At 72.4% G+C, this 13,671-nt stretch carries 9 protein-coding genes; 3 read left to right on the top strand and 6 right to left on the bottom strand.

The window, feature by feature from the left end; all coding sequences use genetic code 11:
* Positions 1-23: 23 nt before the first annotated feature.
* From FRCN3DRAFT_RS0235825 to FRCN3DRAFT_RS47865, 4 genes are all read right to left on the bottom strand, one after another.
* Positions 24-839, bottom strand: a complete 816-nt coding sequence (locus FRCN3DRAFT_RS0235825) for an IclR family transcriptional regulator (RefSeq protein ID WP_027141246.1) — start codon at positions 837-839, stop codon at positions 24-26.
* Positions 840-1,016: 177 nt separating this feature from the next.
* Positions 1,017-2,255, bottom strand: a complete 1,239-nt coding sequence (locus FRCN3DRAFT_RS50200; RefSeq protein WP_007514232.1) for an LLM class flavin-dependent oxidoreductase — start codon at positions 2,253-2,255, stop codon at positions 1,017-1,019.
* A gap of 199 nt (positions 2,256-2,454) precedes the next feature.
* Positions 2,455-6,966 (bottom strand): TIR domain-containing protein, encoded by a 4,512-nt coding sequence (locus FRCN3DRAFT_RS47870; protein ID WP_051467407.1) that lies wholly within the window; start codon positions 6,964-6,966, stop codon positions 2,455-2,457.
* 731 nt (positions 6,967-7,697) lie between these two features.
* Positions 7,698-8,408: a DJ-1/PfpI family protein gene (locus FRCN3DRAFT_RS47865; RefSeq protein WP_007514230.1), complete on the bottom strand. Its 711-nt coding sequence runs from the start codon at positions 8,406-8,408 to the stop codon at positions 7,698-7,700.
* A gap of 196 nt (positions 8,409-8,604) precedes the next feature.
* Here FRCN3DRAFT_RS47865 and FRCN3DRAFT_RS0235805 point away from each other — a divergent pair, with 196 nt between their 5' ends.
* Both FRCN3DRAFT_RS0235805 and FRCN3DRAFT_RS47860 read left to right on the top strand, forming a co-directional pair.
* A complete protein-coding gene (locus FRCN3DRAFT_RS0235805) occupies positions 8,605-8,913 on the top strand; it encodes a DUF1272 domain-containing protein (RefSeq protein ID WP_027141245.1) in 309 nt (102 codons plus the stop codon).
* A gap of 117 nt (positions 8,914-9,030) precedes the next feature.
* Positions 9,031-10,158: a serine/threonine-protein kinase gene (locus FRCN3DRAFT_RS47860; RefSeq protein WP_051467406.1), complete on the top strand. Its 1,128-nt coding sequence runs from the start codon at positions 9,031-9,033 to the stop codon at positions 10,156-10,158.
* A gap of 145 nt (positions 10,159-10,303) precedes the next feature.
* Here FRCN3DRAFT_RS47860 and FRCN3DRAFT_RS0235795 read toward each other — a convergent pair whose 3' ends face one another.
* Both FRCN3DRAFT_RS0235795 and FRCN3DRAFT_RS47855 read right to left on the bottom strand, forming a co-directional pair.
* Positions 10,304-11,071 (bottom strand): SDR family NAD(P)-dependent oxidoreductase, encoded by a 768-nt coding sequence (locus FRCN3DRAFT_RS0235795; RefSeq protein ID WP_027141244.1) that lies wholly within the window; start codon positions 11,069-11,071, stop codon positions 10,304-10,306.
* A 97-nt stretch (positions 11,072-11,168) separates the two neighbouring features.
* Positions 11,169-11,873, bottom strand: coding sequence for a MarR family winged helix-turn-helix transcriptional regulator (locus FRCN3DRAFT_RS47855; protein WP_007514226.1), 705 nt, complete (start codon positions 11,871-11,873; stop codon positions 11,169-11,171).
* Positions 11,874-12,082: 209 nt separating this feature from the next.
* On the opposite strand from FRCN3DRAFT_RS47855, the gene FRCN3DRAFT_RS0235785 reads away from it, so the two are divergent.
* On the top strand, positions 12,083-13,669 hold the full coding sequence (locus FRCN3DRAFT_RS0235785) for an MFS transporter (RefSeq protein ID WP_007514225.1): 1,587 nt from the start codon (positions 12,083-12,085) through the stop codon (positions 13,667-13,669).
* Positions 13,670-13,671: the final 2 nt, after the last annotated feature.

Raw genomic sequence — 13,671 nt, 5'->3', positions numbered from 1 at the left:
GGGCGGCGTGAGCGCCGCCGGGGTTACGGGGTGGGAACGAGCGCGATGTGGTCGCCCAGCGTTCGGCTTTCGGCGCGCAGGGCGCGCAGGATGCGGGCATGCCTGGACGGGTTCAGGTCGCCGGTGGCGAGGACGGAGAGCGAGAGGACCTCGCCCTGGGTGCCCCGGGGTAATGGCAGCGCGTAGCACCAGAGTCCGGCGACCGCCTCACCCTGTTCGAAATGCATGCCGTCACGTACGCCGGTCCGCACCAGGTCACGGAGGTCGGGCCAGTTGGTCGGGGTCCGGGCGGTGAAGCTGGGATACGGCTCGAGTGGCAACGCCCGGCGCCGTTCCACCGGCGGCAGGGCGGCGAGCAGCGCGCGCCCGGCCGCCGTTGCCCAGACGGGGTAGGCGGCGCCCATGCCACCGTCGCCGGGAATGCCGTCGTCGAAGGCGGGAAGCGAGTCGACGCCCCGGCCCGGCGGCACCCGGCTCGCGATGGGCACGGCGTGCGTACCGAGCAACTGGGTGAGCATGACGACCTCGCCGGTGGCGCGCGACATCCGCTCCATCGGCCCCGCGCTCGCCACCTGGAGACGCTCCACCCAGCCGGATGCCATCCGTAGCGAGCGCGGCCCGACCGTGTAGCGCCGCTGCGGCGTGCGGCTGGCGTAGCCGCGGTTGGTCAACGTCGCCAGGAGACGGGACGCGGTCGCCGGATCCGCTCCAATCCGAGCGGCCACGTCCACCACTCGCACCGTGTGCGGCGCGGCCTCGACGAGCAGTTCCAACGCGTTGAAGGCCCGGTCGACCGAGCGCACCCCGTCCATCCGGCTCGAGTGTCCGTCGACGCTCATGGCTCCTTCACATACCGCAGTGGCTGACTTCGACAAGGACGGGTTCCAGCGGATGTTTGTTTCCGACGCGTTACGATTCATTGCACGCACGCAACCCAGGCCGAGAAACCAAGACCTCGCCCGTGCGATCAGGCTCGCACGCCCAAGCGCCCGGCGGTCTCTTTTCGCCGAAAAGAATCAGCGCACCGCCGATGCCGGGATCTCGCTCGCGGGTGGCGTCTCCCGCGCCGACAGCGCCGGGATCACTCGTTCGCCGAACAGCGAGATCGTGTCGAGCATGCGCTGGTGCTCGACCAGACCACCCATGCCCTGAAAGATGATGTACTCGACGCCCGTCGCGTCACGCAGCTTCTCGATCTGTTCGCCCACCTCGTCCGGAGTGCCGACGAGGATGGCGCCGGCGGCGACCATCTGCTCGAGCGTGCGAGGTACCGGGCCCACCTGGCCGGGTAGCCGCCAGGCCTCGAAGAAACCGAACTCGCCGAGCCAGTCGGTAGCGAACACGACGCTCTGCCGCGCCGTCTCCCACGCCTCCTCGTGCGTGGCACCCACGGCCAGCATCCTGCACAGCGCGACCCCGCCGTCGCGGCGGTACTCACCGACGCGGACCTCGCGGCCATGGGTCGCGGCCGCCGCCGCGTAGGCCTCGAACAGGCCGCGGGTCATCCCCGGATCGGTGGCGATCGTGACGATGGTGCTGCCCACCCGGGCCGCCCAGTCGAGGGTGCGTGGGCTCTGCGTCAGGGTGGTGAACAGCGGCGGGTGCGGCGTCTGCAGCGGTTTGGGAACCGTCGCGACCTGGGTGACCTCACCGTCGGTGATCCCGGCGCCGAGCCGCGCCGAGATCGGGTGCGGCCAGGCGAGGCCCGGCGGCGGGACCTGGATGAACGCGCCGGAGTACGACCACAGGTCCCGCGTCCAGGAGCGGTGCATGACCTCGAACCACTCCTCGAAGACCTCCCGGTTGCGCGCCTCGGCCTCGGCCCGGTCGGTGCCGGCGGCGCCGACTCCGTGGTGCTGGGCCAGCGTGCCGACGGACCTGGTCTGATAGCCGCGGCTGAGCCCGATGTCGAGGCGGCCGCCGGTCAGGTGGTCGGCCATCGCGATGTCCTCGGCGAGCCGCAGCGGGTTCCAGTTGGGCAGGACGAGCCCCATCTGGCCGTGGCGCAGCCGTGTGGTGTGCTGCGCCAGATAGACGTTGAGCATCAGCGGGTTCGGGGTCACCTGGTAGCCCTCGACCTCGAAATGGTGTTCGGCGAGCATCAGCGACGTCCAGCCGTACTCGTCCGCGCAGACCGCCTGTTCCCTGAGTTCCGCGATCGCGGTGCCATAGAGCGCGTTGTCGAGTCCGAGAAGACCGGTGCCGAGCTGGTCGCTACGGGCGACGGCCACGGGATAGAACAACGAGAACTGCACGGGAGCCTCCGGGACCGGCAAAGCCAGAGATGCGGGCCGTTTGGCACAGCACGGTCCCGGATTGGTCCCTCACGCCGCAACAGCCTTGTTGCGGTGGGCGCAATATGCCTGTTCGTGGGCTGTCGATGTGGGCGGTGTCATAGCACGCGGATACCCGGCCGGGCGACGCGACCGCCGGGTCTCGTCGCCTGGTCGCCGTCTACCGCGCGATTGGCTCGTCCCACCCACGCCGGCGGACCTCGGGAGCCAGCCCATCGAGTTCTCCGGGCGCGAACCGTCGCTGCTTCATCACCCACCACAACCGGTCGCCGGCGTCGCCCTCCAGCTGGTAGGACCCGTCCGGTAGCAACGCCGCCCAACCACCGTCACCGAAGCCCGTCAACGTGGCGACCAGCAGCCCCGACTCGACGTCCCAGAGCCGTGCGGTGCCGTCGTCCGCGGCGGTGGCGAGGGTGCGTCCGTCCGGAGAGAACGCCACCCCGAGCAGCCAGTCCTGATGACCGGCGATCGTGCGGATCTCCCGGCCGGTGGCCACCTCCCAGAGCCGTGCGACGCCGTCGTCCGCCGCGGTGGCGAGGCTGCCGCCGTCCGGCGTGAACGCCACCGACCAGACGATGCCGCGGTGGCCGCTGAAGGTGCGGGTCTCCTGGCCGGTGGCGAGATCCCAGAGGCGCGCGGTGCCGTCGCTTCCGGCGGTGGCGAGGGCGTTGCCGTCCGGGGAGAACGCCACCGACCAGACGACGCCGCGGTGGCCGGTGAGGGTGCGGGTCTCCCGGCCGGTGGCGACGTCCCACAGGCGGACGGTGCGGTCGTTCCCCGCGGTGGTGAGGGTGTTGCCGTCCGGGGAGAACGCCACCGCCAGCACCCCACCGCCGTGGCCGGTGAGGGTGCGGATCTCCCGGCCTGTGGCGACGTCCCAGAGCCGGGTGGTGCGGTCGCTTCCGGCGGTGGCGAGCATGCGCCCGTCCGGGGTGAAGGCCGCCGACCGCACCCAGTCCTGGTGGCCGGTGAGGGTGCGGATCTCCCGGCCGGTGGCGACGTCCCACAGGCGGGCGGTGCCGTCGTCCGCGGCGGTGGCGAGCATGCGCCCGTCCGGGGTGAAGGCCGCCGACCGCACCCAGTCCTGGTGGCCGGTGAGGGTGCGGATCTCCCGGCCGGTGGCGACGTCCCACAGGCGGGCGATGCAGTCGCATCCGGAGGTGGCGAGGGTGCGGCCATCGGGGGCGAACACCGCCGACATCACCCAGTCCTGGTGGCCGGTGAGGGTGCGGATCTCCCGGCCGGTGGCCACCTCCCAGAGCCGTCCGGTGGCGTCGTCCGCGGCGGTGGCGAGCATGCGCCCGTCCGGGGTGAACGCCACCGACCGGACTCCACCGCGGTGGCCGGTGAGGGTCCGGGTCTCCCGGCCGGTCGCGACGTCCCACAGGCGGGCGGTGCCGTCGTCTCCCGCGGTGGCGAGGGCGTTGCCATCCGGGGAGAACGCCACCGACCACACGACGCCGCGGTGGCCGGTGAGGGTGCGGGTCTCCTGGCCGGTGACGAGATCCCAGAGCCGCCCGGCGGCGTCGTCGGCGGTGGCGAGGGTGTCGCCGTCCGGGGAGAACGCCACCGACCACACGACGCCGTCGTGGCCGGTGAGGGTGCGGGTCTCCTGGCCGGTGACGAGGTCCCAGAGCCGCCCGGTGGCGTCGCTTCCGGCGGTGGCGAGGGCGTTGCCGTCCGGGGAGAACGCCACCGACCGCACGACGCCGCGGTGGCCGGTGAGGGTGCGGGTCTCCCGGCCGGTGGCGACGTCCCACAGCCGGGTGGTGCGGTCGTTCCCCGCGCTGGCGAGGGTGCGTCCGTCCGGGGAGAACGCCACCGCCAGCACCCCATCGCCGTGGCCGGTGAGGGTGCGGGTCTCCCGGCCGGTGGCGACGTCCCACAGGCGGACGGTGCGGTCGTTCCCCGCGCTGGCGAGGGTGGTGCCGTCCGGGGCGAACGCCGCGGCCAACACCCCGCCATGGTGGCCGGACAGCACGCGCAGTGGACGCAGGTCCGCGGTGGTCACGACGAGCTGGGAGCCCCACGTCGCGGCGACCAGGCTCCCATCGCGGGACCAGGAAAGCGTGAGGATCGCGGTCGCCGCGGGCAGGAGCATCGGTTCCACGGCGTCGCGACCGGTGACGGCGGCCGGGGCGAGTTCGGCGGGAAGGTCCGCGGGGTCCAGATCATGTGCCAGCAGCGCGGCCCCATGCCAGCGGCTGTCCGCGAGCTCGGCTCCGGCGAGGCGAGGGCGCACCAGCGTGGCGCCGCGCAGGTCGGCGCCGCGAAGGTCGGCGCCGGTGAGGTCGACGTCGCCCAGGCGCACCCCCGCGAGGACGGCGCCGCGCAGGTCGGCATGGCGCAGGGTCTCGCGGGACAGGTCGAGGTCGCGCAGATCCAGCCCGGCCAGGTCACGCCCGACAGGCATCCCGAGACGCCTGCCGACGGCGAGCGCGTTCCCACGGGCGACCGCGGCGCCGGATGCGCCGGCTGCACCGGGTGCGCCGCGCGGGCCCGCCAGCGCGCCGCGGACCCAGCGTTCCAGCACCGGACGGGACGCGGCGCCGACGAGGAAGTCGACGACCAGCTCGGACATCGCCGCCGCGCGGGCCAGAACACTGTCGCCGTCGGCGTCGAACTGCCGGGCGATGGCCTCGGCGATCAGGAACTCCAGCACCGAGGAGTGCAGGAAGCAGAACAGGTCGGCCTCATCACGTACCAGCAGGCTCCCCGACCCGACCGAGAACACCGCCTCCGCGGTCCGCAGGCTCGTCGTGCCCAGACCGGGCAGCGCCCCCTCGACAACGGCGGCGAGCTCCACGAGGTCCAGGCCCAGCCGGCCGCCGGCCCAGAGCCGTTCGGCGATGGCGATCGCCACCGTCCGGAGCTGGCTGATGTCCAGGCCGGGCCGGGAACCGGGACTGGGGCGCTTCCGCCGGGATTCGAAGTCCAGCCAGCGGTCGACGAGCACCCGGTACAGGTCGGTCCTGGTGACCATGCCGCCCGCCGAGCGGGCGGCTTCCAGGTCCTTCTTGGGCAGGGCGGCGATGAACTCGAGCATGCGCGGTGTGCGGGACAGCCCGCGCAGGTCGGGCACCACGGCCAGCAGGTCCATCCGCTGGCGCGCCGCCTCCCACGGCGACGGCTCGTCCGGGTCGGGCGACCGGGTGAAGGAACGCGTGAGGAAATCCAGGATCTGCGCGTCGTCGAAGTCGGCGAGCCGGACCACCGTGCGGGCCACCGGGACGCGCTCGACCTGCTCGGCGAGCGGGGTACGCCACTGGTCGTCGTGGGCGAAATGCTGGGTCCTGCTGGTCAGCAGCACCTTCGCGCGGCCGGACACCGCCGAGAGGATCATCCGCAGGTGGTCGGCGGCGGCATCGTAGGTCAGTCGCACCGCCAGCTCGTCGAATCCGTCGAAGATCAGCAACAGTTCGCCGCGGTCCAGCATCCGCCGCACCGCCTGGACGCGCACCCCGTCCTCGCCTGACTCCTGCAGATGCACGGCGAGCACCGTGTCGAGGCTGTGACTCTTCTCGAAGGCCCGCAGGTTGATCAGCATCGGGGTCAGCCGCGGCAGCCGCTCCGGGAGCTGGCGGGCCAGTTCCCGGGCAAGGAAGGTCTTCCCGAGGCCGAAATCGGCGAGCACGAGCACGAGCCGGGGGTCGCGGACGTCGAGCCAGTTTTCGATCGTCCCGAGGACGTCGTCCCGGGGCGGCTCGGCCTCCGGCTCACCGAACCGGACGACGGCGTAGCGCTGCGGGACGTACAGGTCCGCAGGATAGATCCGGTCGTCGGCCAGGCTGGCGGCCAGACGGTCGCGGTAGCCAGTCGGGTCCCAGCCTCGCTCCGCGGCGAGGACGCTGAGCAGCTGCACCCCATGTCTGCGGGCCTTGCCGGCCAGGACCTCGTCGGTGAGACGCCCGCTGTGGACCAGCTCGGATTCGACGTACGGGATGCGTCTCTCGTACACGGTGTGCACCTCGTCGACGAAGGACGCCAACGCCGCCTCGTCGAGGTCGCCATCGTGGACTCCCACAGGCCAGCGGCGCGTCCTGCCCTCGACGTCGGCCCGGACCCGCAGGTAGCGGACCCGGCCACCGGGACCGACGGCGCGGGTGACCGACGCGCCTGGGAAGCGTTCCCGGTAGGCCTGCGCGACCCTGGCCAGCAGATCCGTCATCTCGGCTGGGAGCCGCACGCCGGGATATCCGGGCCGCGACCCGCCCGCGCGCTCGTGCTCCGGCCTGGGAAACGGCGGTCTCACGGCCGGCCTACGAGGGCCCAGCACCACCGCCTTGATCCCGGCTAGCAGTTTCTCCCGAGCCTCGTGCTCGTCGAGTCCGGCCAGGTCGATCGGGACGCGGCCGCCGAGAAGACCCGCCGGGGAGCAGCGCCGCACGACGACCGGTACCAGCCGGCGGTCCTCTCCCAGTGGGTCGGCGCTGAACGCGGCCTCCCACTGCGCCACGAGTTCTCGCGAGTCCAGCGCGTCTGGCGACAGCACTACCAGCGTGCGTCGTGCCGTGGACACCCGTTGGTTCTCCCAGTCGAGGACCAGCCGACCAGGAACGAGATCCCAGGCCCGCACCGCGGGCAGGTACCCCGCCTCGACGAGCTCCCAGGCGAGCCACTCGGCCCAGGGCCGGTCCGAGTCGACATAGCTGAACAGGAAGTCCGCCACCATTCTGTTACCAGACGATAGCGAAGAGTTGGCATCCTGTGCCGCTGCGTCATTTTCTGCCGCGTCCCCCGTCACAATCCTTAGGATCATAAGGTCGCCTCACATGCCGGCCGGACGGAGATCCCCGAGCGGGCAGCGGGCCCCGCCGGGCGGCGCCGGGCGCACCAGCCGCGAGGTGGTGCCTCGGCTCTTCGAGTGATCAGACCCGACTCGGCCTGCACGTGGGCCGGGGAGAGCCGCTGGTGACCGGCGGTGCTGGAGCCCAGTGGCGATCCGGTGGGCCTGTCGGCGCCAGAACGAGGAACCCTAATTACTCAGATCCCTCATCGGATCCGGTCATGGCTTGTGGGGCGGATCCTTGGCTTCCCGCCCGCCACAGCCCATGGATGGATGAGCGGGCGGCGCGCAGCGCCACCCCGGTCGCCTCCGTTCTGCGTCGTGGCAGGCGCCGGGGGATCCCGGGCGTCGGGTCAGACGTCAGGGGCGCCAAACGGCGCTGGTTGTGACTCTGACGTCGGACAGGATGAACGCCCGACCGCACGAGCGGCACCCCGACCGAGCTCGGGCCGGGCTCCAAGCGGGGTTGACTCCGCGATCGTCAAGACGTTCCCAGGGTGATTGCGTTCTTGCGTGCCAGAGCGGCAAACATCCACCGGATCATGAACTGAACCATGATCTGGCGCGCTCGTCGGTGTTGCGACGCTCGCCCGTGACGATCGTTCCCCAGGAGCTTCCTAGGTTCTCGCCCCGCGGTCCTTGGGCGCGGCGGCCGCTTCGACGGTCACGGCCCGGGCGCGGTGGTACTCCAGGCGGTCGGCGATGGCGTCCGCGTGGTGGGCGCCGAAGAAGCGCTCGACGAGCCAGAGGGCCAGGTCGATGCCGCTGGTGACGCCGCCGGCGGTCACGAGGTCGCCGTCGTCGACGACCCGGGCGTCGGTGACGGCGGCGCCGTAGCCGGCCAGGTCCGCCGCGGCGCCGTGATGCGTGGCCGCCGGCCGGCCGCCGACGAGGCCGGCCGCGGCCAGGACGAGGGTGCCCGTGCAGACGCCCGCCGTCACGGACGCCCGCCCAGCCGCGGCGCGCAACGGCGGGAGCAGCTCGCCGCGGCGGACCTCCGCCCAGGCCCCGGTCTCGCCACGGGCGATCCAGTTCCCACCCGGGACGACCAGGACGTCGCAGCCGGGCTCGAGCACGGCGTCCGACCGGAAGCGAAGCCCGAAGCTCCCGACGACCTCGCCGGCCTCGGTGCGGGTCACGAGCCGGCTGGTCAGCGGGCAGCCACGGCGCTCGGCGTCGCGGAAGACCTCCAGCGGGCCGACGACGTCCAGCTCGTCGACCCCGTCGAACACGACGACGTCGACGAGCAGGGGCCTGGACGGCGTAGGCGGCGTGGACGGTGCCGGCGTGGCCGGCGTGGCCGGTGTCGATGGAGTCGCGAGCGGCATGGCCTCAGCGTCGCCGCCCGGCGGGGGTGCGGACAGTCGGGATTCCGACTGCCGCCGTCGGAATCGTGCGGCGCGTGCGCCCACACCTGCCCTCGCCTGCCGCGGCCGCCCGCGTGTCCGGCCGGGTGTTCGGCTGGGTGTTCGGCTGAGTGCGGCCGGACCTTGCGAGCGCGATGTGCTCGGCAAGAATCGGCTGATGGCCCTCGAACTGCGACCAAACTGCGAGTATTGCGACAAGGATCTGCCGGCCGGCGCCCCGGACGCGATGATCTGCAGCTACGAGTGCACCTTCTGCGCCGACTGCGTCGGCAGGCTGCGCGACGTCTGTCCGAACTGCGGCGGCGGGTTCACCCCACGCCCGATCCGTCCGGCCGGCGAGTGGCGCCCCGGTCTGTCGCTGGCCACCCGCCCGGCGTCGACGACCAGGATCCACCTGTCGTACTCCGCTGAGGAGATCGCCACCCTGTCGGACCGGCTCGCCCGCGTCCCGGCAGCACAGCGCTAGTCACCCGCACGCGGCTGCGGACTTCATCGCCCTATTTGGCCCTATTTGCAGCTCCGCCCCGGGGTCCGTGGCATGGTGGGTGGCGCAGATCGTTGGCAGGCGGTCCGGGGGGCCGCGGTGGCGGAGGAGATGGTGGCGGAGCCGCTGCTGCCGTCCGACCCGGAGGTGGTTGGTCGGTACCGGCTCGACGCGCGGCTTGGCGTCGGTGGGGCGGGACGGGTCTATCTCGCCCGGTCGGCGGCCGGGGAGTGCGTCGCGCTCAGGGTGATCAATCGGGACCTGCTGGCGCGCGCCGACGCCCGGTGGCGGCTGGCCGCCGAAGTCCGGGCGCTGTACCGGGTCACGGGCCCGCGGGCCGCCCGGCTCGACAACGCCGACCTGCACGGCGACCCGCCCTGGCTCGCGGCCGAGTACGTCCCGGGCCGCACGCTGGGCGAGCACGTGCTGCGCGAGGGCCCGCTGGACGCGCCGCTGACCGCCGCCCTCGGGATCATGCTGGCGGACGCGCTGGGAGAGCTGCACGACGCCGGGTCGCTGCATCGCGACCTCAAGCCACGCAACGTCATTCTCGGCCCGGACGGGCCGAAGACCATCGATGCTGGGCTCGCCGTGCTGACAGAGCCGTTCGGGCCGGCCTACCGGGCCCCCGAGCAGGTGGCTGGCCAGGCCGATACCACGGCGGCTGACGTCTACGCGCTGGGCGCGACCCTGGTGTACGCGGCGAGCGGGCACATTCTCTACCCGGACCGGGCCGCGTCGTCGCTGCTCAAGGCCATCGTCGATCCGTACACCCCGCCGAACCTGTCCGGCGTCCCGGAGGAGCTGGTCAGGCTGCTCGCGGCGATGATCGCCGCCGACCCGGCCGCGCGGCCGAGCCTCGAGGAGCTGCGCGGTCGGCTCGTCCGGCTCGCCGGCGGGCAGGAAGCGCTCGACGATCTGGCGCGCGAGCTCATCGAGTGGGCCCACGGCGGCCCCGAGGCGTACCAGCCCGGCGTCGACGAGCTTGAGATCGAGCCCGCCGCCGACGATGTCGACGAAGCGGGCGCCGACGAAGCCGACATGGACGAGGTCGACGTGCCAGGGCCTGACGTCGAGGAGGCCGGGAGCGATGAGCCGGCGCCGTTCGACCCCGAGACGACGAGGCCCATCGGCCCACCGCTCGATCGCCCGGGTCGTCTCGATGGCCCGGCTGTTCCCGGAGCCGCGGCGGCGGGCCGGGGGAGCCGCCGCGGCGGTCAGCCGTAGATCTGGGTCGCCTGCGAGGGCGATGGTGGCGGTTCCGGCCGGCAGGAGGCTCGGCTGGGCGGGTTGGCGGGCGGTCAGCGCATCGAGTAGTCAGTCGGTCGCCACCCGCAGCCGGTTGGCGGCGCAGGGGACCGGGCTCGGAGGCTCAGGCGCCGGGCTGGTCGGTGGGGCGGATGAGGATCTCGTTGACGGAGACCCGGCGCGGCCTGGTCACGATGTAGGAGATCGCGTCGGCGATGTCCTGGGCGTGCAGCATCTCCACGTTCGCGAACCGCTGCCGGGCGGTTTCGCGGATCTGGGGGCGCAGGTGGTGGGTGAGCTCGGTCTCGACAGCGCCCGGCTCGACGACCGACACCCGGACGTGCCGTTCGGTGACCTCCTGGCGCAGCGCCTCGGTGAAGGCGTTCACGCCGTGCTTGGTGAGGTTGTAGACCCCGGAGAAGGCGGTAGCGCGCCGGCCGGCGACCGAGCTGATGTTGACCAGGTCGGCGACCCGCCGCGGCTCGCTCTCGGCGGCCCGAAGCAGGTGTGGCAGCGCGGCGTGGGCGACGTAGAGCAGGCCCTGGATGTTCAGCTGGACCATCCGGTCCCACTCCTCGGTGGGCGCGCCGACGGCGGGGCCGAGAAGCATCACGCCGGCGTTGTTGATCACCGTGTCGAGCCGGCCGAGCTCGGCGACGGTCCGCTTGACGGCGGCGATCGCCTGGGACTGGTCTGTGACATCGGTCTCGATCGCGAGCGCTTCGCCGCCGGCGGCGGTGATCTCGGCGGCGAGTGAGCCGATCCGGTGGGCCCGGCGCGCGGCGAGCGCCACGGCCGCTCCCTGGCGGGCGAGCTCGCGTGCCGCCGCCGCACCGATGCCGCTGCTCGCGCCGGTCACGAGCGCCACCGTGCCGTCCAGCTGTTCCGCCACCGCCCGCACTATAGAGGGCTGGCGGCCCCTGTCCTCGGAGGTACCAGGGGTCGGACGACCAGAAGATCGCCTTTTGACAGTTAGAACCGTGGGGTGTTCAGGGGAAGGCGCGCAGCAGCGTCCGCAGCGCCTCGTCGAGGCTGGCGCGCTGGTCGGGGGAGAGGACCGCGCTGAACCGGCCGACGATCTGGGCGTGCTCGGTGACCGCCGCGTCGATGACGGCGCGGCCCTTGTCGGTGAGGTGGACCCGGAAGCTGCGCCGGTCCTCGGGGTCGAGGGTCCGTTCGACCAGGCCGTTCTTCTCCAACCTGTCCAACCGGTTGGTCATGCCGGCGCGTGACATCATCAGCAGCGACGAGAGCTGCGACGGGATGAGCGTGCACGGCGGGCCGGAACGCCGCAGCGCCGCGAGGACGTCGAACTCGCCGGCGTTCAGGCCGTGCCGGCGGATGACCTGTTCGGCCATGGTCGCGAGGTTCTTGGTCAGCCACTTCATCCGGCCGAAGCAACCGAGGGCACTGATGGTGTCGGCGTCCAGGTCCGGGCGTTCCCGAGACCAGCCTTCGATGAATTCGTCGACCTGGTCCGGTCCATCCTCTGGGGCCGCGCCCTCCGGGACGGTGCAGAACTCGGCGGGCTCGGCCGCGTAGTCCAGGGCGGCCGCGCCGGCGTCGACTGTCACATCCGTGGCTGGAGCGTCGTCAATGACTGGGAGGACGTCGATGGTCGGGGCGGCTTCGGTGCGCGTGCCCGCGTCGGCGCCGTGGGTGCGGGCCTTCATGGCGTGAGTGTAGTTGATCACGATAGTTTGATGCCAGCTCTGTTCGATGCCGTACTATCTGGGAGTGAACTACCGCCTCGCCTGATCCGCGTGCGGCCCGTGACCCGGCGTCCGCTCCCGACCACTGGCAACCACCGACGTCCATGGCGGCATTCCAGACCCCACGCCGAGAAGACGCGACGATGCACCCCTCGCGGCTCCGGAGCCTCCCCAGAAGACACGGAGACACAGTGACCACAACCACCGACGTCACACCCTCGGGTGACGGTGGCGACCACAGGGCCACCGCGCCGGTGATCCCGGCCCAGCCCGTGGCGCCGGCCGCGGCGGTCGCCGCCTCGCCGGCCGCCGACGCATCGGTCCACGGGGCGGCCGGCGAACCCGACCCGCGCCGCTGGATCGCGCTCGCCGTCATCGCCGTCGCCCAGCTCATGGTCGTGCTCGATGGCTCGATCGTGACGCTCGCGCTCCCGCACGCGCAGGCCGCGCTGGACATCTCCACCGCCAACCGGCAGTGGGTGATGACCGCCTACACGCTCGCCTTCGGTGGCCTGCTGCTGCTCGGCGGGCGGATCGCCGACTTCGCCGGGCGCAAGCGGGCCTTCATCTGGGGCCTGTTCGGCTTCGCCGCCGCGTCCGCGCTCGGCGGGTTCGCCCCGAACGCGGCGATGCTGTTCGGCGCCCGCGCCCTGCAGGGCGCCTGCGCGGCGGTGCTCGCGCCGGCCGCGCTCTCCCTCATCACCGTGACGTTCACCGACGGCAAGGAGCGCGCCCGCGCGTTCGGCGTCTACGGCGGCATCTCCGGCGGCGGCGCCGCGATCGGCCTGATCGTCGGCGGCCTGCTCACCGAGTACACCTCGTGGCGCTGGTGCCTGTTCGTCAACGTCCCGATCGCGGTGGTCACGGCCGTCGCCGCGATCTCGGTCGTCCGTGAGAGCCGCGCCGAGGGCAAGCCGAGCTACGACATCCCGGGCGCGACGACGATCACCCTCGGCCTGGTCGCGCTGGTGTACGGGTTCACCAAGGCGGCCGACGACGGCTGGGGCTCGGCGGTGACCGTCTCCCTGCTGGTGGCGGCGGTCGTGCTGTGCGCGGTGTTCGTCGTGATCGAGCTGCGCACGGCGAAGCCGCTGCTGCCGATGCGGGTCGTGCTCGAGCGCAACCGCGGCGGCTCGTTCCTCGCGTCGCTGTTCTTCGGCGCGGCGCTGCTGGCGATGTTCCTGTTCATGACGTTCTACTTCCAGCAGACGCTCGGCTACAGCGCGCTGCGCAGCGGGTTCGCCTTCCTGCCGTTCAGCGGCGGGATCATCTTCGGGGCGGCCATCGCGAGCCAGCTGCTGCCGCGAGTCGGCCCGAAGTCGCCCATGGTCGTGGGTGGCGTGATGGCCGTCGTCGGCCTGCTGCTGCTCACCCAGGTCGGGCTGCACACCGGCTACGCCTCGCACGTCCTGCCGGCGGAGCTCCTGATCAGCCTCGGCATGGGCATGGCGTTCGTCCCGATGTCGAGCCTGTCGCTGATCGGTGTGTCGGACCACGACGCCGGCGTCGCGAGCGCCCTGGTCAACACGACCCAGCAGGTCGGCGGCTCGCTCGGCATCGCGCTGCTCAACACCGTCTACGCGACCGTCGTGACGAACTACCTGGGCAGCCACGGCATCGGCCCGGCCGCGCAGGCACAGTCCCAGATCGAGGGCTACACCACGGCCTTCCTCTGGAGCGCCGTGCTGATGGCGGCCGCGCTCGTCACGGTAGTCATCCTGGTCAAGGCAAAGAAGTCGGACGTGGCCGCCGCCGGCGCCCCCGTCCACGCCGGCTGAGT

Origin of the sequence: Pseudofrankia saprophytica (assembly GCF_000235425.2) — a bacterium.
GTDB classification, from domain to species: Bacteria; Actinomycetota; Actinomycetes; order Frankiales; family Frankiaceae; genus Pseudofrankia; species Pseudofrankia saprophytica.
The sequence above is the reverse complement of the archived record's forward strand: the minus strand, read 5'-3'. Positions and strand labels throughout refer to the sequence as shown.

Coding starts and splice junctions, on each gene's coding strand:
- FRCN3DRAFT_RS47870 (WP_051467407.1), bottom strand. CDS start 6,966: ATGGTGGCGGACTTCCTGTTCAGCTATGTCGACTCGGACCGGCCCTGG.
- FRCN3DRAFT_RS47865 (WP_007514230.1), bottom strand. CDS start 8,408: ATGCCGCTCGCGACTCCATCGACACCGGCCACGCCGGCCACGCCGGCA.
- FRCN3DRAFT_RS0235825 (WP_027141246.1), bottom strand. CDS start 839: ATGAGCGTCGACGGACACTCGAGCCGGATGGACGGGGTGCGCTCGGTC.
- FRCN3DRAFT_RS0235805 (WP_027141245.1), top strand. CDS start 8,605: ATGGCCCTCGAACTGCGACCAAACTGCGAGTATTGCGACAAGGATCTG.